The 23,483-nt window shown below is 71.5% G+C and carries 22 protein-coding genes; 11 read left to right on the top strand and 11 right to left on the bottom strand.

Translation table 11 applies throughout. The features are described 5' to 3' along the window. The first annotated feature begins 15 nt into the window (after window positions 1-15). Together ACFVDP_RS40985 and ACFVDP_RS40980 are read left to right on the top strand one after the other, a co-directional pair. Window positions 16-759, top strand: a complete 744-nt coding sequence (locus ACFVDP_RS40985) for an enoyl-CoA hydratase family protein (RefSeq protein WP_383501989.1) — start codon at window positions 16-18, stop codon at window positions 757-759. Beyond that, on the top strand, window positions 747-1,343 hold the full coding sequence (locus ACFVDP_RS40980; RefSeq protein ID WP_383501986.1) for a TetR/AcrR family transcriptional regulator: 597 nt from the start codon (window positions 747-749) through the stop codon (window positions 1,341-1,343). The genes ACFVDP_RS40985 and ACFVDP_RS40980 overlap by 13 nt, the downstream gene beginning before the upstream one ends. Window positions 1,344-1,804: 461 nt before the next feature. On the opposite strand, the gene ACFVDP_RS40975 is transcribed toward ACFVDP_RS40980, so the two are convergent. Next, window positions 1,805-2,917 carry a citrate synthase 2 gene (locus ACFVDP_RS40975; protein WP_383501983.1) on the bottom strand — a complete coding sequence of 371 codons (1,113 nt, stop codon included), beginning with the start codon at window positions 2,915-2,917 and terminating at the stop codon, window positions 1,805-1,807. A gap of 144 nt (window positions 2,918-3,061) precedes the next feature. On the opposite strand from ACFVDP_RS40975, the gene pdxH reads away from it, so the two are divergent. Beyond that, window positions 3,062-3,760: a pyridoxamine 5'-phosphate oxidase gene (pdxH, locus tag ACFVDP_RS40970; RefSeq protein WP_383501980.1), complete on the top strand. Its 699-nt coding sequence runs from the start codon at window positions 3,062-3,064 to the stop codon at window positions 3,758-3,760. A gap of 549 nt (window positions 3,761-4,309) precedes the next feature. On the opposite strand, the gene ACFVDP_RS40965 is transcribed toward pdxH, so the two are convergent. Together ACFVDP_RS40965 and ACFVDP_RS40960 are read right to left on the bottom strand one after the other, a co-directional pair. Beyond that, on the bottom strand, window positions 4,310-5,173 hold the full coding sequence (locus tag ACFVDP_RS40965) for an alpha/beta fold hydrolase (RefSeq protein ID WP_383501977.1): 864 nt from the start codon (window positions 5,171-5,173) through the stop codon (window positions 4,310-4,312). A 591-nt stretch (window positions 5,174-5,764) separates the two neighbouring features. After that, window positions 5,765-6,457: a metal-dependent transcriptional regulator gene (locus ACFVDP_RS40960; RefSeq protein WP_383501974.1), complete on the bottom strand. Its 693-nt coding sequence runs from the start codon at window positions 6,455-6,457 to the stop codon at window positions 5,765-5,767. 238 nt (window positions 6,458-6,695) lie between these two features. Between ACFVDP_RS40960 and ACFVDP_RS40955 the strand changes: the two genes are divergently transcribed. Beyond that, a complete protein-coding gene (locus ACFVDP_RS40955) occupies window positions 6,696-7,463 on the top strand; it encodes an SIS domain-containing protein (RefSeq protein WP_383501971.1) in 768 nt (255 codons plus the stop codon). 356 nt (window positions 7,464-7,819) lie between these two features. On the opposite strand, the gene ACFVDP_RS40950 is transcribed toward ACFVDP_RS40955, so the two are convergent. Further along, window positions 7,820-9,178: a PAS domain-containing protein gene (locus tag ACFVDP_RS40950; RefSeq protein WP_383501968.1), complete on the bottom strand. Its 1,359-nt coding sequence runs from the start codon at window positions 9,176-9,178 to the stop codon at window positions 7,820-7,822. A 152-nt stretch (window positions 9,179-9,330) separates the two neighbouring features. Here ACFVDP_RS40950 and ACFVDP_RS40945 point away from each other — a divergent pair, with 152 nt between their 5' ends. After that, entirely contained in the window at window positions 9,331-9,852 is a 522-nt protein-coding gene (locus tag ACFVDP_RS40945) for a DinB family protein (protein ID WP_383502106.1), read from the top strand. A gap of 336 nt (window positions 9,853-10,188) precedes the next feature. Here ACFVDP_RS40945 and ACFVDP_RS40940 read toward each other — a convergent pair whose 3' ends face one another. The 3 genes from ACFVDP_RS40940 to ACFVDP_RS40930 are packed head-to-tail and all read right to left on the bottom strand — an operon-like array spanning window position 10,189 to window position 13,316. Then, window positions 10,189-11,778: a transporter gene (locus tag ACFVDP_RS40940; protein WP_383501965.1), complete on the bottom strand. Its 1,590-nt coding sequence runs from the start codon at window positions 11,776-11,778 to the stop codon at window positions 10,189-10,191. Then, window positions 11,775-12,563 (bottom strand): ABC transporter ATP-binding protein, encoded by a 789-nt coding sequence (locus ACFVDP_RS40935; RefSeq protein ID WP_383501962.1) that lies wholly within the window; start codon window positions 12,561-12,563, stop codon window positions 11,775-11,777. The genes ACFVDP_RS40940 and ACFVDP_RS40935 overlap by 4 nt, the downstream gene beginning before the upstream one ends. Window positions 12,564-12,611: 48 nt before the next feature. After that, entirely contained in the window at window positions 12,612-13,316 is a 705-nt protein-coding gene (locus ACFVDP_RS40930) for a bifunctional DNA primase/polymerase (protein ID WP_383501959.1), read from the bottom strand. 303 nt (window positions 13,317-13,619) lie between these two features. On the opposite strand from ACFVDP_RS40930, the gene ACFVDP_RS40925 reads away from it, so the two are divergent. Together ACFVDP_RS40925 and ACFVDP_RS40920 are read left to right on the top strand one after the other, a co-directional pair. Beyond that, entirely contained in the window at window positions 13,620-15,005 is a 1,386-nt protein-coding gene (locus ACFVDP_RS40925; RefSeq protein WP_383501956.1) for a transcriptional regulator, read from the top strand. Window positions 15,006-15,168: 163 nt separating this feature from the next. Then, window positions 15,169-16,725 (top strand): hypothetical protein, encoded by a 1,557-nt coding sequence (locus tag ACFVDP_RS40920; RefSeq protein WP_383501953.1) that lies wholly within the window; start codon window positions 15,169-15,171, stop codon window positions 16,723-16,725. Between the two features lie 83 nt (window positions 16,726-16,808). Here the strand turns inward: ACFVDP_RS40920 and ACFVDP_RS40915 are convergent, their stop codons facing one another. After that, the gene (locus ACFVDP_RS40915) at window positions 16,809-17,591 is read right to left on the bottom strand and encodes a hypothetical protein (protein ID WP_383501950.1); all 783 of its coding nucleotides are present in this window, start codon (window positions 17,589-17,591) and stop codon (window positions 16,809-16,811) included. A 175-nt stretch (window positions 17,592-17,766) separates the two neighbouring features. On the opposite strand from ACFVDP_RS40915, the gene ACFVDP_RS40910 reads away from it, so the two are divergent. The 3 genes from ACFVDP_RS40910 to ACFVDP_RS40900 all read left to right on the top strand — a co-directional run bounded on the left by ACFVDP_RS40910 (window position 17,767) and on the right by ACFVDP_RS40900 (window position 20,145). Next, window positions 17,767-18,564, top strand: coding sequence for an ABC transporter ATP-binding protein (locus ACFVDP_RS40910; RefSeq protein WP_383501947.1), 798 nt, complete (start codon window positions 17,767-17,769; stop codon window positions 18,562-18,564). Window positions 18,565-18,634: 70 nt separating this feature from the next. Further along, on the top strand, window positions 18,635-19,069 hold the full coding sequence (locus tag ACFVDP_RS40905; protein WP_383501944.1) for an NfeD family protein: 435 nt from the start codon (window positions 18,635-18,637) through the stop codon (window positions 19,067-19,069). A gap of 137 nt (window positions 19,070-19,206) precedes the next feature. Beyond that, a complete protein-coding gene (locus tag ACFVDP_RS40900; RefSeq protein WP_383501941.1) occupies window positions 19,207-20,145 on the top strand; it encodes an SPFH domain-containing protein in 939 nt (312 codons plus the stop codon). A 119-nt stretch (window positions 20,146-20,264) separates the two neighbouring features. On the opposite strand, the gene ACFVDP_RS40895 is transcribed toward ACFVDP_RS40900, so the two are convergent. The 3 genes from ACFVDP_RS40895 to ACFVDP_RS40885 form a co-directional block, all read right to left on the bottom strand. Continuing rightward, complete coding sequence (locus tag ACFVDP_RS40895) at window positions 20,265-20,771, bottom strand: HNH endonuclease (RefSeq protein ID WP_383501938.1); 507 nt, start codon at window positions 20,769-20,771, stop codon at window positions 20,265-20,267. 155 nt (window positions 20,772-20,926) lie between these two features. Continuing rightward, window positions 20,927-21,469: a YbhB/YbcL family Raf kinase inhibitor-like protein gene (locus tag ACFVDP_RS40890; RefSeq protein WP_383501935.1), complete on the bottom strand. Its 543-nt coding sequence runs from the start codon at window positions 21,467-21,469 to the stop codon at window positions 20,927-20,929. 83 nt (window positions 21,470-21,552) lie between these two features. Further along, window positions 21,553-22,335: a sporulation protein gene (locus ACFVDP_RS40885; RefSeq protein WP_383501931.1), complete on the bottom strand. Its 783-nt coding sequence runs from the start codon at window positions 22,333-22,335 to the stop codon at window positions 21,553-21,555. 131 nt (window positions 22,336-22,466) lie between these two features. Between ACFVDP_RS40885 and ACFVDP_RS40880 the strand changes: the two genes are divergently transcribed. Further along, window positions 22,467-23,105, top strand: coding sequence for a DNA-3-methyladenine glycosylase (locus ACFVDP_RS40880; RefSeq protein ID WP_383501928.1), 639 nt, complete (start codon window positions 22,467-22,469; stop codon window positions 23,103-23,105). Window positions 23,106-23,483: the final 378 nt, after the last annotated feature.

Here is a 23,483-nt window from a genome sequence, read left to right as displayed (position 1 = left end):
ACCGAGGGGGAGCCCATGCCTGCCGGAAATCTGGTCCAGTACGCGCACGAGCGCGGCGTCACGACCCTGACCCTGGACTCGCCCGACAATCGCAACGCCCTGTCGTCGGCGCTGGTCGGGGAGCTGACCGAGCGGTTGCGGGGGGCCGGGTCGGACGGCGACACCCGCGCCGTCGTGCTCAGCCATACCGGTAACACGTTCTGCTCGGGCGCCGATCTGCGCGACCCGCCGGACCCGGACGCGCTGGTGGGCCTGTTGCGGACCGTCGTGGCGCTGGACAAGCCGGTGCTGGCGCGGGTCGACGGGCACGTACGGGCGGGCGGCCTGGGGGTGGTGGGCGCCTGCGACATCGCGGCGGCCTCCGCCCGCGCCTCCTTCGCCTTCACCGAGGTACGCATCGGGGTGGCGCCCGCCGTCATCTCGATGCCGCTGCTGCCCCGCGTCGACCCGCGGGCGGTGGCCCGCTACTACCTGACGGGGGAGCGGTTCGACGCGGCGGAGGCGGCCCGGATCGGCCTGGTGACCGCTGCGGCCGACTCCGTGGACAGCGCGCTCGAACCGGTCCTCGACGGGCTGCGCCGGTCCGCGCCGGACGCCCTGGCCGAGACGAAGAAGCTGCTCACGGTTAAGGTCCTTCAAGCCCTCGACCGGGACGCGGAGGCGCTGACGGCGCTGTCGGCGCGGCTGTTCTCCTCCGACCAGGCCCGGGAAGGGATGACAGCCTTCCTCGAACGACGGGACCCCGCATGGGTGTTGTGACCCCGCCCAAACAGGACCGTTCGCGCGCGACGCGGCGCAAGCTCCTGGAGTCCGCGGTGGCGTGCCTGGCCGAGCGCGGCTGGTCCGGCTCCACCGTCTCCGTCGTCGCCGAGCACGCCGGGGTGTCCAGGGGCGCCGCCCAGCACCACTTCCCGACCCGCGAGGACCTGTTCACGGCGGCCGTCGAGTACGTCGCCGAGGAACGCTCCACCGCCCTGCGCGGGCTGCGTCCGCAGGGGCGGGCCGAGGCCGTCGCCGCCCTGGTCGACCTCTACACCGGGCCGCTGTTCCGGGCCGCGCTGCATCTGTGGGTCGCCGCGTCGAACGAGCCGCAGCTCGGGGGCCGCGTCGTCGACCTCGAAGCCCGGGTCGGCCGCGAGACCCACCGCATCGCGGTGGAACTCCTCGATGCCGACGAGGCCGTGCCCGGAGTGCGGGAGGTGGTCCAGGGCCTCCTCGACATGGCCCGCGGCCTGGGCCTCGCCAACCTCCTGACAGACGACGCCGCCCGCCGCTCCCGGGTCGTCACGGAGTGGACGACACTGGTCGACCACGCGCTGGCGCTGCCGCGGGGGGCGGGCTGAGTACCGTCTGCGGCCCGGTGGAGGCTGGTCGCGCAGTTCCCCGCGCCCCTGAAAGCGAGCTGCGCTCGCCCTTGTTGTCGGGTGCGGGTCTCGTCGTGGCTGGTCGCGCAGTTCCCCGCGCCCCTGGAGATGCGCACTTCGTGCGCTTTCTCCATCAAGGCGCGCCACTCACCCAAGGTGGAGGTGCGGCCCCTGTCTCGGGTGGTGGCGCGTCCCTTGCCCCGGGTGGAGGGGCGCCCCTGGCCCCGATGGGAGGCGCGCCCCGCTGCCCCGTGTGGAGGCGCGCGTAGCGCAGCCTCCGAGGGGAGGCGGCGCGAAGCGCCTGCCTCAGGGGCGCGGGGAACTGCGCGAGAAGCGGCCACCGGCCCGCAGCTGAACGACAACCCGAAAAGGGGCGCGGGGAACTGCGCACACCAGCCCCCACGCACCCGCAGCCGCCAACCGGACCGCAACCGACCGAGCTAATCGGCGATATCGGCATACCCCGTGATGTCCCGGGGCGACCGGGACGCCGGGCCGACGTAGCGGGCCGACGGCCGGACCAGGCGCCCAGTGCGCTTCTGCTCAAGAATGTGCGCCGACCACCCCGCCGTCCGCGCACAGGTGAACATCGACGTGAACATGTGCGCCGGCACCTCGGCGAAGTCGAGCACGATGGCCGCCCAGAACTCCACGTTCGTAGCGAGCACGCGGTCGGGACGACGCGCGTGCAACTCGGCCAGCGCCGCCTTCTCCAACGCCTCGGCGACCTCGAACCGCGGCGCCCCCAACTCCCGCGCAGTCCTGCGAAGCACCCGCGCACGCGGATCCTCGGCCCGGTAGACCCGGTGCCCGAACCCCATCAGCCGCTCACCCTTGTCCAGCGCCCGCTTGACGTACGCCTCGGCGTCCCCGGTCCGCTCGATCTCCTCGATCATGCCGAGCACCCGCGACGGCGCACCTCCGTGCAGCGGCCCGGACATGGCCCCGACGGCCCCCGACAGCGCGGCCGCGACATCGGCCCCGGTGGACGCGATGACCCGCGCCGTGAACGTCGACGCGTTCATCCCGTGCTCGGCGGCCGACGTCCAGTACGCGTCGACGGCCGCGACGTGCTTGGGGTCCGGCTCCCCGCGCCAGCGGATCATGAACCGCTCGACGACCGACTGCGCCTTGTCGATCTCGCTCTGCGGCACCATCGCCACACCCTGCCCGCGGGCCGACTGGGCGACGTACGACAACGCCATGACAGCGGCGCGCGCCAGATCGTCACGGGCCCGCCGCTCGTCGATGTCGAGCAGCGGCTTCAGACCCCATACGGGCGCCAGCATGGCCAGCGCGGACTGCACGTCGACGCGGATGTCACCGGAATGGACCGGGATCGGGAACGGCTCGGCGGGCGGCAGACCGGGATCGAAGGCCCCGTCGACCAGCAGCCCCCACACGTTCCCGAACGACACATGGCCGACCAGATCCTCGATGTCGACGCCCCTGTACCGCAGAGCGCCGCCCTCCTTGTCCGGTTCGGCGATCTCCGTCTCGAACGCCACGACGCCTTCGAGGCCGGGTACGAAGGACGGGTCGAAGTCGGACATGAGGCGGCTCCTCTTAGTGCGTGGACAGGTCTCCCGGTGATGCCCCGTGGGTCAGGCTGCTCAACCGTTTCGGCACTTGGAAGATAGACCTCGGTGCCACACTTGGCGAGGGCTCGCGGCACTCAGTGCCATGTTTCACTCCGTATGCGGTCGCGCCCGGCCGTCCGGCAGGATGACGCCGTGAACGACACACCCGACCCCGCCACCATGCGGGAGCAGTACAGCCCCCAGGACGGCGGTCTGTACGAGTCCGACCTCGCCCCGCACCCCATGCAGCAGTTCACACGCTGGTTCAAGCAGGCGGCCGCCCCCGGCTCCCCGCTGGCCGAGCCGAACGCGATGGTGGTCTCCACCGCCGACGCCGAGGGCCGCCCCAGCTCACGCACCGTGCTCCTGAAGTCCTACGACGACGACGGCTTCGTCTTCTACACCAACTACGGCTCCCGCAAGGCCCGCGAGCTCGCCGTCAACGGGCACGTCGCGCTGCTCTTCCCCTGGCATCCGATGAGCCGGCAGGTCCTGGTGACGGGGACGGCGGTGCGGACGTCGCGGTCGGAGACCGAGGCGTACTTCCATTCCCGGCCGCACGGGTCGCAGCTCGGGGCGTGGGCCAGTGCGCAGTCCTCCGTGCTGGCCTCACGGGCCGACCTGGACACCGGGTACGCCGAACTGACCCGGCGCTATCCGCCCGGGACCACGGTCCCGGTGCCCGACCACTGGGGCGGCTTCCGGGTGCACCCGGAGTCGATCGAATTCTGGCAGGGCCGACAAAACCGCCTCCACGACCGCCTCCGCTACGCCCTGACCGGGCCGGCCTGGCGGGTCGAACGCCTCAGCCCGTAACGGGCGTACGTCGGTCGCGCCCGGCCCGGTGGCCGCTTCCCGCGCAGTTCCCCGCGCCCCTGGGCCGTCGGCCGAGTGCGGCTCTCGTCGTGGCTGGTCGCGCAGTTCCCCGCGCCCCTGAGCAGTTCTTCGGGTGCGGCCCGGTGGCCGCTTCTCGCGCAGTTCCCCGCGCCCCTGGAGATGCGCACTTCGTGCGCTGTCTCCATCAAGGCGCGCCACCCACCCAGGCGGAGGCGTGGCCCCTGCCTCAGGTGGAGGCGCGCGAAGCGCAGCCTCCGAGGAGAGGCGGCGCGAAGCGCCTGCCTCAGGGGCGCGGGGAACGGCGCGAGAAGCGGCCACCGGCCGGCACCCGTCCGACGACCGGATAAGGGGCGCGGGGAACGGCGCGAGAAGCGGCCACCGGCCGGCACCCGTCCGACAACCGGATAAGGGGCGCGGGGAACGGCGCGAGAAGCGGCCACCGGCCGGCACCCGTCCGACAACCCGATAAGGGGCGCGGGGAACGGCGCGACCACCCACGGCGCACCCGCACGGGAACCACGTACCCCCCTAGCGCCCCGCCAGGACCCCGTCCAGAAACGGCTCGATGGCAGCCCGCCACGCCGCAGGCTGGTCGTAGTGGACGAGATGCCCGGCATCAGCCACCTCGGCATACTCCCCCCGCGGCAGCACCCGCACCATCTCCTGCGCCTCCGCCCGCCCCAACTGCCCGTCAAGCCCCCGCACGACCAGCGCGGGACACCGCACGGCCGCCAGCTCCTCCCAGTGCGCGTCGTACACCCACGTGGAGCGCGCGGTCAGCATCTGGCGGCGCGAGAAGACGGGCCGCCACCCGTCGTCCGACTCCGTCATCACCTCGGCGTAGAACTCCCCGCGCGCCGGATTCGGCCGCTCCACCCAGGGATCGTCCTCCCCGAACCACTTGCGGACGTCCGCGAGCGTCGCGAACGGCAGCGGCCACGCCTTGAACCAGTCCTCCCACTCCCGCTGGGAGGCGGCGCCCAGCGCGGAGGCCCGCATGTCGCAGATCACCAGGCCGCGGACGAGATCGGGGCGCCGCGCGGCCAGTTGCCAGGCCGTCAGCGCCCCCATCGAATGCCCGATCAGCACCGCGGGCTCAAGCCCGAGCTGCACCAGCGCCGCCTCCGCGTCCAGCACATACGCCTCGCGGTCGAACGGGCCCTGCGTCGGTTTGTCGCTCTGTCCGTGCCCGCGCTGGTCGAGCGCGACCGCCCGATGGCGCTCGGCCAGCCAGCGCGCCGTACCGGCCCAATGGGACGCCCGGCCCATCAGACCGTGCAGTAACAGCACCCCCGGGCCGCGTCCGGCCTCGGCCGCCTTGGGAGGGTCGGCGTACTCCCAGGCCGCCAGGCGGACCCCGCCCGCTCCGGTCACGTCGATGCGCCGTGCCATAGGCCCTGGCACCCCCTTGTGGTCGCGCCTGCACTCGCGTACCCGTGCACGTTATCGAACCTTTTTTCGATAACGTGGTGCTCCCCGGTAACACCCCTCGTTCGAGTGACAACCCTCAAGGAATGACCGGCGCCACCGAGGGGATCTCTTCCTCGGGGGGCGGACCGCTCGGGGAAAACGGTCCGAAGGGAATGACCCTGGGAGCTCGGGGCTCCGGGTCAGGACAGGGGAGGACAGGCCCCGGCGCCGTAAGGCGCCGGGGCCCTCTGCGTGACGGGCATGAACATCCGTCGGGCCGGGCTGCTCCCGCTTCCCGCGAGCCCGTCGCGCCCCGAACGGCCGGTCCATCCCAGGCCTCCTCCGGTCATATGCCTCACGCGACAGCCTTGCACGCAGAGCGTCGGAGCGCTGCGATTCCGCACAGTGAATCTTGCTTTCTGTACGAACCCGCAGCGTGCGCGAACATCCGTCAACTCACCCTGGTGTCACTGAAGTTGACGTCAGTCCCCGGAGCGTCGCCGCGCGGGCGCCGTCAGCCCCACGCGGCGCACGGGCGCCACCGCGGCACACACTTCACGCGCGGTACGCGGATCAGCGCTTGGCCACGAAGACGTGCGACGCGATCTCCGACTCCAGCTCCGCCGCCTCACCGCTGCTGCCCACCAGGACCCCGCCGGGCGACTGCGTCACACTGACCACGGAACCGGGCTGCACACCCGCCCGGCGCAGCGTGTACATCAGCTGCGCGTCCGTCTGGATCGGCTCGCCGATGCGGCGCACGACGACGGTCATGCCGTCCCCGCTCGCGTCGAGATCGGCGAGCGAGACCATGCCCTCGTCGAGGAACGGGTCCGCGCCGTCCTTCTCGCCCAGCTCCTCCAGGCCCGGAATCGGGTTCCCGTACGGCGACTCCGTCGGGTGGCGCAGCAGCTCGAGGACGCGCCGCTCCACCGCCTCACTCATCACGTGCTCCCAGCGGCAGGCCTCCGCGTGCACCTGCTCCCACTCCAGGCCGATCACGTCGACCAGCAGACACTCGGCGAGCCGGTGCTTGCGCATGACGCGCGTCGCCAGGCGCCGCCCCTCGTCGGTCAGCTCCAGATGCCGGTCGGCGGCGACGGCGACCAGGCCGTCCCGCTCCATCCGGGCCACGGTCTGGCTGACCGTCGGGCCGCTCTGGTCGAGCCGCTCGGCGATCCGGGCGCGCATGGGGACCACACCTTCCTCCTCAAGCTCGAGGATGGTGCGGAGGTACATCTCCGTGGTGTCGATCAGTCCGGACATACGTGCCCCTCGTATAGCTGTGTAGCTACGCGGCAGCCCCGCTGGCTGGCCGCACAGCGATTGCGCTGGCCCTGACGTCAATTCTGACGCATACCGCTGACAACCGTGCCGCGCCAGGAGAACCCCGGGGAAACAAGGGGTCCGGCACGCTCCGGGGGTGTATTGACAGAGCACTGGTCCAGACCGCACGGTGATCCGCGACATGGAGCAGCACCGTCAGACCCAAGGGGCTACGCCGATGAGCGACAGCAGCACACTGGCAGCGCAGTACCTCGACGTCTCGATCGCCCTCCTGGAGCGGGTCCGGGACGAGGAGGCGGAGAACATCGGCGCGGCCGGCACCCTGCTCGCCGACACCGTCACCGCGGGCGGCCGCCTCTTCGCGTTCGGCGCGGGCCACTCCTCGCTCGCCGCGCAGGACGTCGTCTACCGGGCCGGAAGCCTCGCCCTGATGAACCTCCTCGCCGTGCCCGGCGCGGTCGGCGTCGACGTCATGCCGGCGACCCTCGGCTCCGCCCTGGAGCGGGTGGACGGGCTCGCGGCCGCGGTCCTGGACGCCAGCCCCGCCAAGGCCGGCGACGCCCTGGTGATCATCTCCCTCTCGGGCCGCAACGCCCTCCCTGTCGAGATGGCCATGAACGCCCGCGCGCTCGGCCTGAAGGTCATCGGCGTCACGTCCCTGTCCTACGCGACCGGCCCCGACGCGCCCCGGTCCCGGCACACCTCCGGCACGTACCTGCGCGACCACTGTGACGTGATCCTCGACTCCAAGATCGCCGTGGGCGACGCCGAGCTCACCTACGAGGGCGTGGACGCCCCCTTCGCCTCGGCCTCCACCGTCACCACCAGCGCCCTGATGCAGGCCACCCTGGCCACCTGCGCCGCCACCCTCGCCGACCGCGGTGTCCAGCCTCCGCTGCTGCGCTCGGGGAACGTGGACGGGGGCCACGCCTGGAACGCCAAGGTCTTCGACGAGTACCGGGACCGAATCTTCTACCAGCACTAGAGCGCACCCCGGACCCGTGTTCGTCCGCGGGCCGGTGGCCGCTTCTCGCGCAGTTCCCCGCGCCCCTGGAGATGCGCACTTCGTGCGCTACCTCCATCAAGGCGCGCCCCCACCCAAGGCGGAGGTGCGCTCCTGCCCCAGGGTGGAGGCGCGCGAAGCGCAGCCTCCGAGGGGAGGCGGCGCGAAGCGCAGCCTCCGAGGGGAGGCGGCGCGAAGCGCCTGCCTCAGGGGCGCGGGGAACTGCGCGAGAAGCGGCCACCGGCCCGCAGGCGAACGACAACCCGAAAAGGGGCGCGGGGAACTGCGCACACCAGCCCCCACGCACCCGCAGACGAACACGCGCCCCCCGACGGCCCTCAGCCCGTCAGATCCACCGCGCCCGCGATCAGCGCGGCCACACTCTCCGCATACATCGCGTCCCCACGCTCAAACCGCACACGGCTCCCACCCCGCAAAAACGTCACCACCCCCAGCGTCCGCCCCCGACTGCGCAGCACAGCGCACAACGCGTGCCGGCTCCCCTCCGGCCACTGCCGGGCCGCGGCCCAGGCCACCTCGTCGTCGGTGCTCGCGGCAGCGGCCCGCACGGAACCGGCCCGCTCCACGCACTGCACCGCCGGATGCCCCTCCGCGTACCGCACAGGCAGCGCCCCGCGCGTCACCAGCAGGCCCGGCCCGGGCGCCCCCGAAGGCGTCGCGGCGGCCCGCACGAGGCGTACGGGCTCCTCGCTCACCAGCAGATCGATCACGGCATGATCGGCGAACCCGGCGAGCGCGAAGTCCAGGTGCACCGTCGCCGCCTCGGCGGGATCCTCGCACTCGGCGGCGGCCCGCGCCGCCCGGTGCAGCTGATGCGCCCGGAACCGCAGCTGCGCGGCCTCCTGCTCGGTCTGCTTGGACTCGGTCACGTCCTGGAACAGCCAGCCGACGCCGAGCGGCACCGGCTCCTCCGCGAGCGGGGACGCGAGCCGCACGAACCCGCTCCGCCAGCACCGCCGCTCCTGTTTTCCGTGTTTGTCGTGCTGGTCGGCGGGTGCCCGTACCGTCACCCACACCTCCGTCGGCGACGGCGGCGCCCCCTCCGACAGCACGTGCGCGAGCGCGCCCTCCAGCTCCTCCACGCCCTGCGAGATCAGCTCGCCCAGCGGCCGCCCGAGCACGGCGGTGCGCCCGGAACCGAGCGCCCGCGCGGCATGCGCGTTGACCACGGCGGGCCGCAGATCGGCGTCGACGAGCACCACGCCCCACGCGGCGTCCTCGAACAGCGCCTCGCTCAGGGCGATGGACCGCTCCAGATCGATCTGCGCGTGCACCTCGCTGAAGGCGCAGTACACCCCCGCGGGCTTCCCGTCGGCCCCGCGCACGGCAGCGGACTGGGTCCGCACGAGGACCCGGCCGCCGTCCTTGGTGACCAGGGCGAATTCATGGACCTGCCGCCCCGCCCCGTGCATGGCGGCCAGCAGCCGCTCCTGGACCTCCTCGGCGTCGGCGGACCGCACGGCCCACCCCGCGAACCCCTGCCGCCCGACGGCCTCCGCCGCCGACCAGCCGAGAATCCGCTCGGCCTCCCGGTTCCAGTGGGTCACCACCCCGTCGGCGTCGAACGCGCAGAGCGCGGCATCCATCCCGTCGAGCAGCGCGGCCAGCAGATCGGCCCCGTCGGGCTCGTCGGGCCCCAGTTCATCGGTGGTTCCACTACGCCGTGAAGCACTCACCTGGCACCCCCCGCAGGCTGTGTCGGCGTCCTGCTCAGATCATTCAACTCGAACGTGACGCAGCACACACGGAGTTCTGTCAACTTCGGGGAAATCGAGCGGCGGCTGGAATCAGATGAACGCACGGGTCCAGCATGCAACTCATGACCGAGCTGCGCACAACCCCTGACGGCCGCCCGATCCCGCCGCCGCTCGCCGGCGAACGCGCCAACCTGCATGCCTGGTTGGAGTTCCATCGTGCGACCTTGGCGCTCAAATGCGCCGACCTGACGGACGCTCAGGCAAGGATCGCCGCCGTCCCGACCTCCACCCTCACCCTCCTCGGTCTGCTCCAGCACCTCGCCGAGGTCGAACGCAACTGGTTCCAGCGCGTCTTCGCAGGCCGCACCGTTCCCCGGGTCCACGAGGACCGGGACACCTTCACCCTCGTCCCCGACCACACCCTCGCCGACGCCCTGGCCCAGTGGCGTACGGAGATCGACCGGGCCCGCGCCCTCACCGCCGACGCCGACCTCGACACGACGGGCACCCTCACCGAGCAGGAAGCCGCGTACGTGGGCGAGAGGACGGTCTCCCTGCGCTGGATCCTGACCCACATGATCGAGGAGTACGCCCGCCACAACGGTCACGCGGATCTGCTCCGGGAGGCGGTGGACGGGGTGACCGGAGCCTGACCGCCCGGCTCCGGCGCGGGCTCCGCCGACGTCTCGGAAATTCGGTTGAGCCCTCCCGGCGACCTTCCTAAAGTGGTGGGTACACAGGAAGGGAGGTGGTTCGGCAGATGTATGAATACCGGACGCGTGAGGTGACTGCGGGCTAGCGGCCCGACGTCGCATCTCGAATTCGGCGCCGGACCCGCACGTGAAGTGTGCGTGCAGCCGGCCCTATTCCCAAGCAGTCACCCGACCCGCGAGCTGCCGGTACGTCCGGCCGGCTTCCCCCGTCCTCGACGGGGGAACCACAGCTCGCGGGTTGTCTGCGTTCCGGGCCCGTGCCCAGGGACGCAGCGCTCAGCCCTTGCTCACCGCCGCCAGGATCTCCGGCAGCCGGTCCGCCGTGCGCGGGGCCGCGAGGCGCAGTCCCAGATAGGTGAGCGCGGCGCCGTACGCCGCGCCGGCCGGCAGCAGCGTCCAGGCCCATTCGTCCGCGCCCGTCGCGTGCAGGGCGATCGTGAGCGCGATCACGGGGGCGCACAGCAGCGCCGCCGCGACCATCCCGCCGAAGATGGCGATCCACGCCAGTCCCGCCTGGCCGGGGGCGACGTTCTTGTAGCCCTCCTGCGGGATCGAGTACGGGAAGCGCGCCGACGTCCAGGCCCCCGTGGCGAGCATCGCGCCGAGCAGGGCGAAGGACAGCCCGAGCGTCTCCGGCAGGGCGTGCCAGGCGCCGAGCAGCGCCGTGGTGAGCACCGTGACGACAGCCGCGTACGGGAGCGTGATCAGCAGCAGCGCCAGCGTGCGGGCGCGCAGCTCCGCGTAGGCGTCCCGGGCGGACGCGATGGTCATCGCCACCATCCAGAACGCCGAGGTGTCCTGGCCGAACTGGTTGTACATCTGGATGCCGAGCATGCCGGCGGCGAAGCACGCGAAGTAGACGGAGCCGGTGCCCTGGAGCGCGTTGAAGACCGGCACGATCAGGCCGATGGCGAGGGACGTCACCCAGGCGGCCTTCGTCTTCGGGTCGCGCCAGACATAGCGCAGGCTGCGCTCCATGACGGTGCCGGTGCGGCCGCCGGGCAGCAGCCGCGGGCCGGTGCGGCGCGGGCGGCGGGTGGGTTCGGCGGCCTGGAGGGTGGACCCGTCGGGCGCCGTCATCAGCCGGTCCAGGGCCCTGCGCCAGAGCAGCAGCAGTCCGGCCAGCGCGGCCCCGCAGAGCGCGAGTTGGGCGAGCGCCGTGCCGTAGGAGCCCCGGCCCGCCGAGTCGACCGCGCCGATCGCCGACGCGGGCGGCACCCAGCGCAGCACCTGCCCGGTCGGGTCCAGCGCGCCGACGCCGCCCTCGGAACCGAGCTTGCGGACGCCGAAGTTGACGAGCTGCGCGCCGATCGCGATGACGAGCCCGCTGAGCACGGCGAGGTCGCGGCCCTTGCGGCTGGTGAGCAGCCGGGTGTTGGCGGCGGCCACGGTGCGGGCCAGCGCGACGCAGGTGAGGAGGGCGAGGGGGACGCCGACCACGGCGGCCACCGCGCTCGCCGGTCCGCGCGCGGCCGCGTATCCGGCGCCGCCCAGCACGCAGAGCGTGAACAGCGGCCCGATGCCGACGAGCGAGGCGACGAGGAGCCCGCGCACGAGCGGGTCCGTGCGCAGCGGCAGCATCACGAGGCGGGTCGGGTCGAGGGTCTCGTCGCCGCTGGGGAAGAACAGCGGCAGCACGGCCCAGCCGAGGGCGAGCAGGATGGTGAGCAGGACGCCGACGGTCGCCGCGTGCGCGTGCCCGTGCAGCAGGATCAGGCCGAGCAGCACCAGCGCGGTGAGCAGCAGCACGGCGGCGGCCGAGCCGAGATAGGCGGCCCGCCGCCCGCCGGACTGGCGCAGTCCGTTGCGCAGCAGGGCGAGCTTCAGCCGGACCAGGGTCCCGGTGAGGGGCGCGGCGCCGGTCATGCCGGGGTCCCGGGCTGGTTGCCGAGCCAGTCCAGTGTGCCGCTGTCGGCCCGGCCCTGCGCTCCGACCAGCTCCAGGAACGCCTCCTGGAGGGATCCGGCCGTTCCGCGTACGTCGGCCAGCGGTCCCTGCGCCCGGATGCGGCCGGCCGCCATCACCGCGACCCAGTCGCACAGCGACTCGACCAGCTCCATGACGTGCGAGGAGAAGACGACGGTGGCCCCGGACCGGGTGAACCGTTCGAGGACGCCGCGGATCGTCTGGGCGGACACCGGGTCCACGCCCTCGAACGGTTCGTCCAGGAAGAGGACTTCGGGATTGTGGAGGAGGGCTGCCGCGAGACCGATTTTCTTGCGCATCCCGGTGGAGTAGTCGACGACGAGTTTGTGCTGCGAGGAGGCCAGATCGAGTACGTCGAGCAACTGGCCGGCCCGCTTGTCGACCTCCGCCCCGGGCAGCCCCCGCAAACGCCCGGTGTAGCCGAGCAGTTCGCGCCCGGAGAGCCGCTCGAAGAGCCGCAGGCCCTCCGGGAGGACGCCGATCCGGGCCTTCACCGCCGCGGGATCGGCCCAGACGTCGTGGCCCGCGACCTGGACGGTGCCCCGGTCGGGGCGCAGAAGTCCGGTGGCCATGGACAGGGTCGTGGTCTTGCCCGCGCCGTTCGGCCCGACCAGGCCGATGAACCGGCCTGCCGGGAGCGAGAGTTCGATCCCGGCCACTGCTGTCTGCTGCCCGAAGGACTTCCAGAGGTCATGTACGCGTACGGCCGCCGCTGCCTCGGTCATGAGCGCACCCTACGTGTGACGGGTCCCGGCCCCGGCAGGCGCCGCGCGCTAGTTGCGCCCGCTCTCGCGCCCGCACGCGTACGCCAGGGGAGAGATCAGTTCCTCGGCGTCGGGGAGCCAGCGGTTGGCCGCGGTCGGGCGGCAGGCCCACTGTGCGGCGCCCTGGCTGCCGAAGCGGGTCGGGGGAGCGGCGACGAAGGCGCCCTCGCCGAGGGCGACCAGGTCGAGGGAGGCGGGCGGCCAGCCCAGCTTCCGTACGAGGTCCGGGACCTTCAGGGTGGCGCCGGGCAGGACGAAGAACTGCATACGGCGGTCGGGGGTGCAGGTGACCGGGCCGAGGGTGAGTTCCATGCGCTCCATGCGGGCCAGGGCGAGGAACCCGGCGGTCTCGGGGACGTCGATCGCGTCGAACGTACGGCCCGTGGGAAGGAGGATCGAGGCCTTCGGGTGCTTCGACCACAGGCGGCGGGCGACGGTGGCGCTGCCGGTCGCCTGGGTCGCCCAGTCGGGGCGCGAGGGGTGCGCGCCGGGGCGCGCGCACCGGGGGTCGTCGCACGAGCAGCGCTGGACGCCGTCGTCGAACTCCAGCCAGGTGCCGGGGAACACGTCCCAGTGCCGCTCCTCCGCATACCGCACGGCCGTGTCGAGCAGGGATTCGCCGCGCTGCTGGGGGATCTGGCCGGAGGCGCCCACTGCGCTGCCGGGGCTGACGGGTGAGGTGACGTCCGAGGTGCCTGCGATGGTCTCTTCCACGTCGTTCTCAACTCCCGCCCTTCCCTCGGGTTACGGGCGCACGTAAGGAGGAGGAGGGAGCATCGTCCCCGCACGTGGGGCGCATGGGTGCATGGGTGGGGGCGCGCATGGGCAACGGCAGCGGGGGCCGGGTAGCCAGGGACCAGTAAGCGAAGGGCGAGGGGGAGAACGCCTGAGAGGGTTATGCATTCCGTACCCGTTTGTGATGCATCTTCCGTTTGTCCGCCGGGCATTGATCCACCGATGCCAGTGACGATCTGACGACCTAGTGACCAGGATCCTGGGGACAGCAGGGGGTACGCCATGGCCGCACGGCCACTCGTAGCGCGACAGCCCAACGAACGGCTGCAGGCACTCATCCAGGAGGCGGGATGCTCCAACGCGGGCCTCGCGCGCCGGGTCAACATGTGCGGAGCCGAGCACGGACTCGATCTGCGCTACGACAAGACATCCGTGGCCCGCTGGCTGCGCGGGCAGCAGCCGCGCGGGCGGGCGCCGGGCATCATCGCGGAGGCGCTGGGGCGCAAACTCGGCCGGACCGTCACGATCGACGAGATCGGGATGGCCAACGGCAAGAACCTGGCGTCCGGCGTCGGGCTCCAGTTCTCGCCGACCGTGCTCGGCGCCATTGAGCAGGTGTGCGAGCTGTGGCGCAGCGACGTGGGCCGCCGGGACTTTCTTTCGGGATCGTCCGTCGCCTCCTCGGCGCTGGTCGAGCCGAGCCGCGACTGGCTCATCTCGGTGCCGGACTCGCAGGTGGCGCGGACGGCCGGGCCGCGGGTCGGCCCGTCCGACGTGGCGGCGGTGAAGGCGATGACACAGGCGCTGACCGACCTCGACCACCAGTACGGCAGCGGGCATGTGCGCCCTGTGGTGGTGCACTACTTGAACAGTGTGGTCAGCGGGCTGCTCGCGGGCTCGTACCGGGAGGTCGTGGGGCGTGAACTGTTCGCGGCCGTCGCCCGGTTGACGGAGCTGGCCGGGTACATGGCCGTCGACACCGGCCAGCCGGGGCTCGCCCAGCGCTACTACATCCAGGCACTCAGGCTTGCCCAGGCGGCGGGGGACCGCGGTTACGGCGGGTACGTACTGGCCGCGTCCATGAGCCACTTGGCGGCGCAGCTCGGCAACCCGCGCGAGATCGCCCAGCTCGCCCGCGCGGCTCAGGAGGGGACGCGCGGACGCGTGACGCCGCGCGCGGAGGCGATGTTCCACGCCGCCGAAGCGCGCGGCCACGCGCTGCTCGGGGACGCGCGGTCGGCGCAGAACGCGGGCGGCAGGGCGCTGGCCGCGATGGACCAGGCCGACGCCCGCTCCGGCGACGACCCGGCCTGGATCGCCCACTTCGATCCTGCCTACCTCGCCGACGAACTCGCCCACTGCCACCGGGATCTGGGGCAGGCGCGGGACGCGGCGCGGTGCGCGCAGGAGTCGCTGGACGGTCATCCGCAGTCGCGGGCCAGGCGCCGCGCCATCGGACTCGTGCTGCTCGCGACGGCCCAGGTGCAGCAGCGCGAGGTGGAACAGGCCTGCCACACGGGACTTCGGGCCGTGGAACTGCTCGGCACCCTGCGCTCGAACCGCGGTGCCGAGTATCTGGACGACTTCAAAGAACGGCTCGAACCGTTCCGTGAGGAGGCCGTGGTGCGGGAGTTCGGGGCGCGCGTGGAGCTCCAGGCCGCCGCGTAGGGGGCCGGTGCTTTAACAGCGCCGGCACGGCTGGTTTTGTTACTCCGGTCACGGGGGAGGCTCCCGGGATTTGAGGTGCGTAGCACGGGCGTGCGAGGACCCGGTAGCGTGAGCCGACGATTCCGCAATCAGTTATGGTCCCCCATCCGTAGTAGGAGTCCCGGTGACGCAGCAGAGCGGACAGAGCGGGCAGGACGAGAGTCCGCACCTTCCGCAGGCCCGGCAGGCACGCGAAGGTGTCGTGCTGCCTGCCGACGGCGGTGAGCCCCTGTTGCCGGGCACGTACGGCGACCAGAGCGCGCCCGGCGGGCCCGGTGGGCCCACCGGCGCCAGCCCCTGGGGGCAGCCGTGGGGCCCCGAGTCCCAGCAGGCCCAGGCGGCCCAGCCGATGCCGACGTACGAGTGGGGGCAGCCCGCCGCGCAGCAGCCGGTCGCGCCGCCGCAGCCGCCCGCCGGCGCACTGCCGCCACAGACCCACGCGCAGGCGCTGCCGCAGCAGTACAGCCCGGCCGGGCCGATGCCGCCGGTCACGCAGCACGGCGGGTACGACAATGACGCCACGCAGTACATAGCGCCGCAGGGCGCCGGTGACGCCACGCAGTACATACCGCCGCAGGGTGCCGCCGACGCGACGCAGTACATACCGCCGCAGGCCGCCGCGTCCCCGCTGCCGCCCGAGGCGCCCGCCGACGCCACGCAGTTCCTCGGCCACGCCCCGCAGCAGCAGATGCCTCAGCAGCAGATGCCCGCGCAGAACTACCCGCAGCAGCCGATGCCGGGTGCCATGCCCGGCGCCGACAGCGAGGCGACCCAGTACATCCCGCCGGTGCCCGGCGACCCGCAGGCCGCGCCCTACGGCGTCCGCCCCGGCGCGCCCGGCGACCGGCAGCCGCCGGCCGAGTTCGACGCGCTGTTCCGTACGGAGCCCGAGGGCGTCGCCGCCTCCACCCAGCAGATGCCGCGGTTCGACCCGCACGCCCAGCAGGCGCCGCAGGCTCCGCAGGCGCAGCAGCAGGGCGGGTACTCGCCGCTGGTGGAGTCGCAGGGCTACACGCCCCCGCCGGCCTCGCGCGGCAAGACCCGCACCGGCACGGGGTCGAAGGTTCCGCTGATCGCCGCGGTCGGCGTCGGCATCCTCGTCCTCGGGATCGGCGCGGGCGCCATGCTCAGCGGCGGCGACGACGACAAGAAGTCCGACACGACCACGACGGTCTCGGACTCCTCGTCCGCGCCCAGCGGCTCCGCTTCGGCGGCCGCCGACCCGGCCAAGGAGCAGGCCGTCGCCCTCGACAAGCTGCTCGCCGAGTCCAACAACAGCCGGGCCGCCGTCATCCGGTCCGTCGCCAACATCGGCTCCTGCAAGGAACTGCCCACCGCCGCGAAGGACCTGCGGGGCGCCGCGCAGCAGCGCAACGACCTGGTGACCAAACTCGGCACCCTGTCCGTGGACAAGCTGCCCGACAACGCCGCGCTGACCGCCGCGCTGACCCAGGCCTGGAAGGCGTCCGCGTCGGCGGACAGCCACTACGCGGCGTGGGCCGACCAGATCGCGGGCAACAAGAAGCTCTGCCACAAGGGCCGCGCCAAGGCGACGCCGCAGCGCCGGGCCGGGGACGCGTCCAGCGGCACGGCCTCCACGCAGAAGGCCGCGGCTTCGAAGCTGTGGAACGGGATCGCGTCCAAGTACGGGCTGACCGAGCGGTCGGCCGTCCAGCTGTGACGCCGAGAGGGGCGGGGGGGGGGGGGGCCGGTGGGGGGGGGGTGCGGGGGCCCCCTCGCCCGCTTCCGGTGAGCCCGGGCCGCTCAGCCCCGCTCCCGCTCCTCCACGAACGCGTTGTACGCGGCCACCTGAGCCCGCCGAGCCGTCCGCTCGACCGGCCGCAGCGCCACCGCCCGCGCCCCCATCTCCGAGGCGCTCACGGCCCCGCCGTGCCCGGTCCCGTGCGCCACCGAGACCAGCAGCCCCACCCGCTGAGCCAGCTCCAGCACGCGCACGGCCCGCGGCGGATACCCCGGAGCGAGCACCTCCCGCCCCTGCTCGGCCCGGGCCCGGTACGCGTCCACGGCGGCCTCGGCCACCGGACCCGACCCGGCCACGTCAAGCCGCGTGAGCACCTCGGTCGCCTCCCGAAGAGCCTCCGCCAGCTCCCGCTCGGCCTCGCCCAGGGACGGCACATCGGCCGGCGGAGCCTCCCGCACGGGCAGGCAGTGCCACATCACCTCGACATGCACATCACCGTCGGGCCCGGCCTCGTACACCTCCGGTACGAGCCCCAGCGCGGCCCCCTGACAGACGACGGCCTCCTCGGCCTCCAGCGCCCGCGCGTTGAACTCGGGCGGCCCGCTCAGCCCCAGCGGATGACCCGGCGCGGGCAGTGCGACCCGCAGCCCGGTCGCCCCCAGTGCCCGCAACCGGCCCAGGGCGAGCGTCAGCCCGACGGGACCGGCCTCCCCGGGAATCCCCTCCACCCGGTGCACGGCGTCCTCGCCCACAATGGCGAGCGCCGCGTCATCAGGTGCGACAAATCCGCCCAACAGGGCATTTCCCCAGGACGCGAGGCGCCCAGATCGTGGTTCCGACAACATGCGCACCACCTTAGAAGCCCCGGGAAGCCCTCCATGACGCGAAAACCGCAGCCGCGGGAAAGGACTGTCGCACCAGTGGCGTAGGTTTATCTGGGGGCTGCGTCCAGTGGCGAATCAGCCGAACCGTCCACGGACGCACGAGACAGCCGAGACTGCAATGGGAGACAACGCGCTCATGAGCGATGTACTGGAGCTGGAGGACGTATCCGTGGTCCGCGAGGGCCGGGCTCTGGTGGACCAGGTCTCCTGGTCGGTGAAGGAGGGGGAGCGCTGGGTCATCCTCGGGCCGAACGGCGCGGGCAAGACCACGCTCCTGAACGTCGCGTCGAGCTACCTCTACCCCAGCAAGGGCACCGCCACCGTCCTCGGTGAGACCCTCGGCAAGCCCGGCACGGACGTCTTCGAGCTGCGCCCGCGCATCGGCGTCGCCGGCATGGGCCTCGCCGAGAAGCTCCCCAAGCGCCAGACGGTCCTGCAGACCGTGCTGACGGCCGCGTACGGCATGACCGCCGGCTGGCAGGAGGAGTACGAGGACGTCGACGAGCAGCGCGCCCGCGCCTTCCTCGACCGCCTCGGCATGAGCGACTACCTGGACCGCAAGTTCGGTACCCTCTCCGAGGGCGAGCGCAAGCGCACCCTGATCGCCCGCGCCCTGATGACCGACCCCGAGCTGCTGCTCCTGGACGAGCCCGCCGCGGGCCTCGACCTCGGCGGCCGCGAGGACCTGGTGCGCCGCCTGGGCCGTCTCGCGCGCGACCCGATCGCCCCCTCGATGATCATGGTCACGCACCATGTCGAGGAGATCGCCCCCGGCTTCACCCACGTCCTCATGATCCGTCAGGGCAAGGTCCTCGCCGCCGGTCCGCTGGAGCTGGAGCTCACCTCCCGCAATCTCTCCAAGTGCTTCGGCCTCCCGCTGGTCGTCGAGCAGAAGAACGACCGCTGGACCGCCACCGGCCTTCCCCTCGGCTGACCGCACCCCTGCGCCGTGCGGGCCGGACGTCCCCTGTCCGCACGGCCATCAGCGGATCTACCATGACCATGTGGCAGACATCGACGCATGGGTGTGGTGGCTGATCGCAGCGGCCGCACTCGGAATCCCGCTTGTAATTACCGCCATGCCCGAATTCGGCATGCTGTCCGTGGGCGCCGTCGCCGGCGCCGTCACGGCGGGCCTGGGCGGCGGTGCCGTTCTTCAGGTCGTGGTCTTCGCCGTCGTCTCGTGCGCGCTCATCGCCGTCGTACGTCCCGTCGCCGCACGTCACCGCGCCCAGCAACCCGAACTCGCCAGTGGCGTGGACGCCTTGAAGGGCAAACAGGCCGTCGTCGTCGAGCGCGTCGACGGCGGCGACGGCGGACGCATCAAGCTCGCCGGTGAGATCTGGTCCGCCCGCGCGCTCGACAGCGACGCCGAGTTCGAACCCGGCCGCCAGGTCGACGTCGTCGAGATCGAAGGGGCCACGGCGATCGTCATGTGAACCCATGGGCACACCGCGATGTGGCCGGAACCAGCCACGACACCAGGGCTGTTCTGACAGACTCGACGAGCAAGATCCCAAGATCTTCCGACGGGACGCCGCCGGACGAAGTCGGCACGAAGGGCACAGGAGACGCGATGTCAGCGATCATCATCGTCCTGATCATTCTGGTGGTGTTGGTCTTCATCGCCCTGATCAAGACCATCCAAGTCATTCCGCAGGCCAGCGCGGCCATCGTGGAGCGCTTCGGCCGCTACACCCGCACGCTGAACGCGGGCCTGAACATCGTCGTCCCCTTCATCGACTCCATCCGCAACCGCATCGACCTGCGCGAGCAGGTCGTGCCGTTCCCGCCCCAGCCGGTGATCACCCAGGACAACCTGGTGGTCAACATCGACACGGTCATCTACTACCAGGTGACGGACGCCCGGGCCGCGACCTACGAAGTGGCCAGCTACATCCAGGCCATCGAACAGCTCACGGTCACCACGCTCCGCAACATCATCGGTGGCATGGACCTGGAGCGGACCCTCACCTCCCGCGAGGAGATCAACGCGGCCCTGCGCGGCGTCCTCGACGAGGCGACCGGCAAGTGGGGCATCCGCGTCAACCGCGTCGAGCTCAAGGCCATCGAGCCGCCGACCTCCATCCAGGACTCGATGGAGAAGCAGATGCGCGCCGACCGTGACAAGCGCGCCGCGATCCTCACCGCCGAAGGCATCCGGCAGTCCCAGATCCTCACGGCCGAGGGTGAGAAGCAGTCGGCGATCCTGCGCGCCGAGGGTGAGGCGAAGGCCGCGGCCCTGCGCGCCGAGGGTGAGGCCCAGGCGGTCCGTACGGTCTTCGAGGCCATCCACGCCGGAGACCCGGACCAGAAGCTGCTCTCGTACCAGTACCTCCAGATGCTCCCGAAGATCGCCGAGGGCGACGCCAACAAGCTCTGGATCGTCCCCAGCGAGATCGGCGACGCCCTCAAGGGCCTGTCGGGCGCGATCGGCAACTTCGGCCCGATGGGCGGCCCGAGCCCTGCCCCTGCCGTAGGCAAGGAGCGCAGGGAACAGCCTCCGATCGACTAAAACGCTACGTCAGCGGCGCGGGGAACTGCGCGCTCAGCCACCGCGGACCCGCAGCGACACAAAAAGGGGCGGGCCCACCGGCCTCAAGGCCGATGGACCCGCCCCCCTGCACGGAGTGCCTACGCGGCAGCGCCCTGCCCCAACCAGTCCGGCAGAGCCTCGACACCCGCCCCCAGCGACAGCAACATCGCGTCGGCCGGTGTCGGCTCGAAAGGCTCCCGAAGCAGCGGCATTCCGGCCTGCTCGGGCGTCCGGTCCGCTTTCCGGTGATTGTCCTCGGCGCAGGAAGCGACCGTATTGAGCCACGAGTCCGCGCCACCCCGCGAGCGCGGCACCACGTGGTCCACGGTCGTCGCCCGCCTGCCGCAGTACGCGCACCGGTGCTGGTCCCGCACGAGCACGCCCCGCCTGGACCATGGCGCGCGTCTTCGGAACGGCACCCGCACGTACCGGCACAGTCTGATCACCCGCGGTACGGGTATCTCGATCGCGGCACCCCGCATGCGCAGTTCGGGATGGGCCTGCTCGACGACGGCCTTGTCCGTCAGTACCAGAACCACCGCTCGGTTGAGCGACACCGTCGAGAGCGGCTCGAAGCTCGCGTTCAGCACCAGTGTGTCCCGCATCCTGCCCACCTCCCGTGCGCACCGGATCACCCCTCGGCGTCCGTGCGTCAACTCTGGCCGTGCACGCCGAGATGGACAACGCAATAAAAAAATGCCCGCCTCTGATCAATTCCAAGACCAGAGGCGGGCAAACGTTCCGTGAACGCCGACTCTCGCTAACCTTCCGCGGGAGCCGCGTACTCGGCGATCACCTGGGCACGCGCGAGCGTGTGGAACCGCAGGTTGAACCCGACGACGGCGGGCGAGGCGTCGGAGTCGGGCCCCAGCTTCTCCTGGTCCACGGCGTACACCGTGAACACGTATCGGTGGGCGGCGTCCCCGGCCGGCGGCGCCGCACCGCCGAAGTCCTTGGTCCCGTAGTCGTTGCGCACCTGCACGCTGCCCTCGGGAAGTCCCTCGAACTTGCCGGTGCCCGCACCGGTCGGCAGCTCGGTCACCGAGACCGGGATGTCGAAGACGGACCAGTGCCAGAACCCGCTGCCGGTCGGCGCGTCCGGGTCGAAGCACGACACGGCGAAGCTCTTGGTCCCGGCGGGGAAACCCTCCCACCGCAGCTGCGGCGAGGTGTTCCCGGCCGCCTGGACCTGAGCATCGTCGAGCACTCCACCCGCTTCGAAGTCCTCGCTCACCACGCTGAACGACGGAACCTGCGGATGAAAGTCGTGAGGCAGCGGAGCACGCCCGGGCTGCTCGGTCACAACGACACCTCCATGTTGGACAAGCCTGCAGAGTCGGACGGGCCCGGATTCCGGAAGCCGGAATCCGGGCCCGTCCCCAAACCCTAGAACCAGTTCCGCTTGCTGCCGACCTCGGAGAGCCACTGGTGGAGGTACGCCGACCAGTCGGTGCCCTGGAAGTCGTGGTGCCCGACGACGAACGACCGGAAGGTGTCGCTGCCCTCGCTGAACAGCCCCGGCTTCTTGTCCATCTCCAGGATGACGTCCATCTCCCGGTCGTCGGCGACGAAGCTCAGCTCGACCTGGTTGAGCCCCCGGTACTGCTGCGGCGGGTAGAACTCGATTTCCTGGTAGAACGGCAGCTTCTGCCGCGTGCCCCGGATGTGCCCGCGCTCCATGTCCGCACTCTTGAAGCGGAACCCGAGCCCGATGAAGGCGTCGAGGATGGCCTGCTGCGACGGCAGCGGGTGCACGTTGATCGGGTCCAGGTCACCCGAGTCGATGGCCCGCGCGATCGCCAGTTCGGTGGTCACCCCGATGTTCATGCCGCGCAGCTGCTGTCCGTCGATGGTGGTGACCGGCGTCTCCCACGGAATCTCGAGCCCGAACGGCACCGCGTGCACCGCGTTGGCCTGGAGGCTGAAGGCGCCGCCGAGCCGCGTCTTGGTGAACTCGATGTTCTGCTTGGTCTCCTGGTCCGCACTCTCGACCTCGACCCGCGCCTGCAGCCCGACGGCGAGACCCTCGATCTCCTGGTCCACGGACCCGCCCTGGATCCGCACCTCACCCTGAACCACACCGCCGGGTACGACATTGGGCTCGATGAGCTCGGTCTCCACAGACGCCCCGCCCGCACCAAGACTCGCCAACAGTCGCTTGAACCCCATGTCCCGCTTCCCTCCGTACGCGAACGCGCGCTAGACGACGACACTGCTTAATACTGCTGACTACGAACGCGGTACAACCGCGTCCGGTTCCGCAGGCCCCTACGCCGCCCGCTCGATTACCCTCGGGCGGCATGATCGCGGCCCCTGACCGTACGCCCCTGCCCCGTGAGTTCTTCGATCGCCCTGTCCTGGACGTCGCTCCCGATCTCCTGGGACGCATCCTGGTACGCCGTACCTCCGACGGCCCGATCGAACTCCGCATCACGGAGGTCGAGGCGTACGACGGCGCGAACGACCCGGGCTCCCACGCCTACAGAGGCCGCACGGCCCGCAACAGCGTGATGTTCGGTCAGCCCGGCCATGTGTACGTCTACTTCACCTACGGCATGTGGCACTGCATGAACCTCGTATGCGGAGAGGAAGGCAGAGCGAGCGCCGTCCTGCTCCGCGCCGGCGAGATCACGCGGGGCGCCGAGTTCGCCCGCAAGCGACGACTCTCGGCCCGCAACGACAAGGAGCTGGCCAAGGGCCCGGCCCGCCTGGCCACAGCCCTGGGCGTGGACCGTTCCCTCGACGGCACCGACGCCTGCGCCGGCTCCCACTCGCCCCTGAGGATGCTGCACGGCACCGCCACCCCCGCCGACCAGGTGTCGAACGGCCCGCGCACCGGAGTCTCGGGCCCCGGCGGAGTCCACCCGTGGCGCTTCTGGATCCCCAACGACCCGACGGTGAGCCCTTATCGCCCGCATACCCCGCGCCGACGAACTTGACGCGCCCTTGCGGGATCCGTAACGTAGCCCGAGCCGCTTGACCCGGATGCAGCGTTCAGCCAGCGTCCGAGAGCGGCCAAACCACTACTACGACTTCCCTCGGCGGGGTCTTTTCGGCGTGCCTGCATACCGAAATTCGAGCCCGCGGATCTCGATTATGAGTCACCGAGGAAATCCGCTAACGTAGTGAACACGCCGAAAGGCAAAGGCCCTCCAACGGCCACTGGAAACAAATTCGGACCGGAAACGGAACGGAAAACGGATCTGGTAAGGTTGGAAACAAGAAATACCGAAGGGAAGCGCCCGGAGGAAAGCCCGAGAGGGTGAGTACAAAGGAAGCGTCCGTTCCTTGAGAACTCAACAGCGTGCCAAAAATCA

The organism is Streptomyces sp. NPDC057694 (assembly GCF_042799415.1).
Classification (GTDB): Bacteria; Actinomycetota; Actinomycetes; order Streptomycetales; family Streptomycetaceae; genus Streptomyces.
This window is presented reverse-complemented; position numbering and strand designations above follow the sequence as displayed.

Excerpts from the sequence above, each read along its gene's own strand:
- ACFVDP_RS40985 (WP_383501989.1), top strand. The coding sequence starts at position 16 with ATGCCTGCCGGAAATCTGGTCCAGTACGCGCACGAGCGCGGCGTCACG.
- ACFVDP_RS40980 (WP_383501986.1), top strand. The coding sequence starts at position 747 with ATGGGTGTTGTGACCCCGCCCAAACAGGACCGTTCGCGCGCGACGCGG.
- ACFVDP_RS40975 (WP_383501983.1), bottom strand. The coding sequence starts at position 2,917 with ATGTCCGACTTCGACCCGTCCTTCGTACCCGGCCTCGAAGGCGTCGTG.
- pdxH (WP_383501980.1), top strand. The coding sequence starts at position 3,062 with ATGCGGTCGCGCCCGGCCGTCCGGCAGGATGACGCCGTGAACGACACA.
- ACFVDP_RS40965 (WP_383501977.1), bottom strand. The coding sequence starts at position 5,173 with ATGGCACGGCGCATCGACGTGACCGGAGCGGGCGGGGTCCGCCTGGCG.
- ACFVDP_RS40960 (WP_383501974.1), bottom strand. The coding sequence starts at position 6,457 with ATGTCCGGACTGATCGACACCACGGAGATGTACCTCCGCACCATCCTC.
- ACFVDP_RS40955 (WP_383501971.1), top strand. The coding sequence starts at position 6,696 with ATGAGCGACAGCAGCACACTGGCAGCGCAGTACCTCGACGTCTCGATC.
- ACFVDP_RS40940 (WP_383501965.1), bottom strand. The coding sequence starts at position 11,778 with ATGACCGGCGCCGCGCCCCTCACCGGGACCCTGGTCCGGCTGAAGCTC.
- ACFVDP_RS40935 (WP_383501962.1), bottom strand. The coding sequence starts at position 12,563 with ATGACCGAGGCAGCGGCGGCCGTACGCGTACATGACCTCTGGAAGTCC.
- ACFVDP_RS40925 (WP_383501956.1), top strand. The coding sequence starts at position 13,620 with ATGGCCGCACGGCCACTCGTAGCGCGACAGCCCAACGAACGGCTGCAG.
- ACFVDP_RS40915 (WP_383501950.1), bottom strand. The coding sequence starts at position 17,591 with ATGTTGTCGGAACCACGATCTGGGCGCCTCGCGTCCTGGGGAAATGCC.
- ACFVDP_RS40910 (WP_383501947.1), top strand. The coding sequence starts at position 17,767 with ATGAGCGATGTACTGGAGCTGGAGGACGTATCCGTGGTCCGCGAGGGC.
- ACFVDP_RS40900 (WP_383501941.1), top strand. The coding sequence starts at position 19,207 with ATGTCAGCGATCATCATCGTCCTGATCATTCTGGTGGTGTTGGTCTTC.
- ACFVDP_RS40895 (WP_383501938.1), bottom strand. The coding sequence starts at position 20,771 with ATGCGGGACACACTGGTGCTGAACGCGAGCTTCGAGCCGCTCTCGACG.
- ACFVDP_RS40885 (WP_383501931.1), bottom strand. The coding sequence starts at position 22,335 with ATGGGGTTCAAGCGACTGTTGGCGAGTCTTGGTGCGGGCGGGGCGTCT.
- ACFVDP_RS40880 (WP_383501928.1), top strand. The coding sequence starts at position 22,467 with ATGATCGCGGCCCCTGACCGTACGCCCCTGCCCCGTGAGTTCTTCGAT.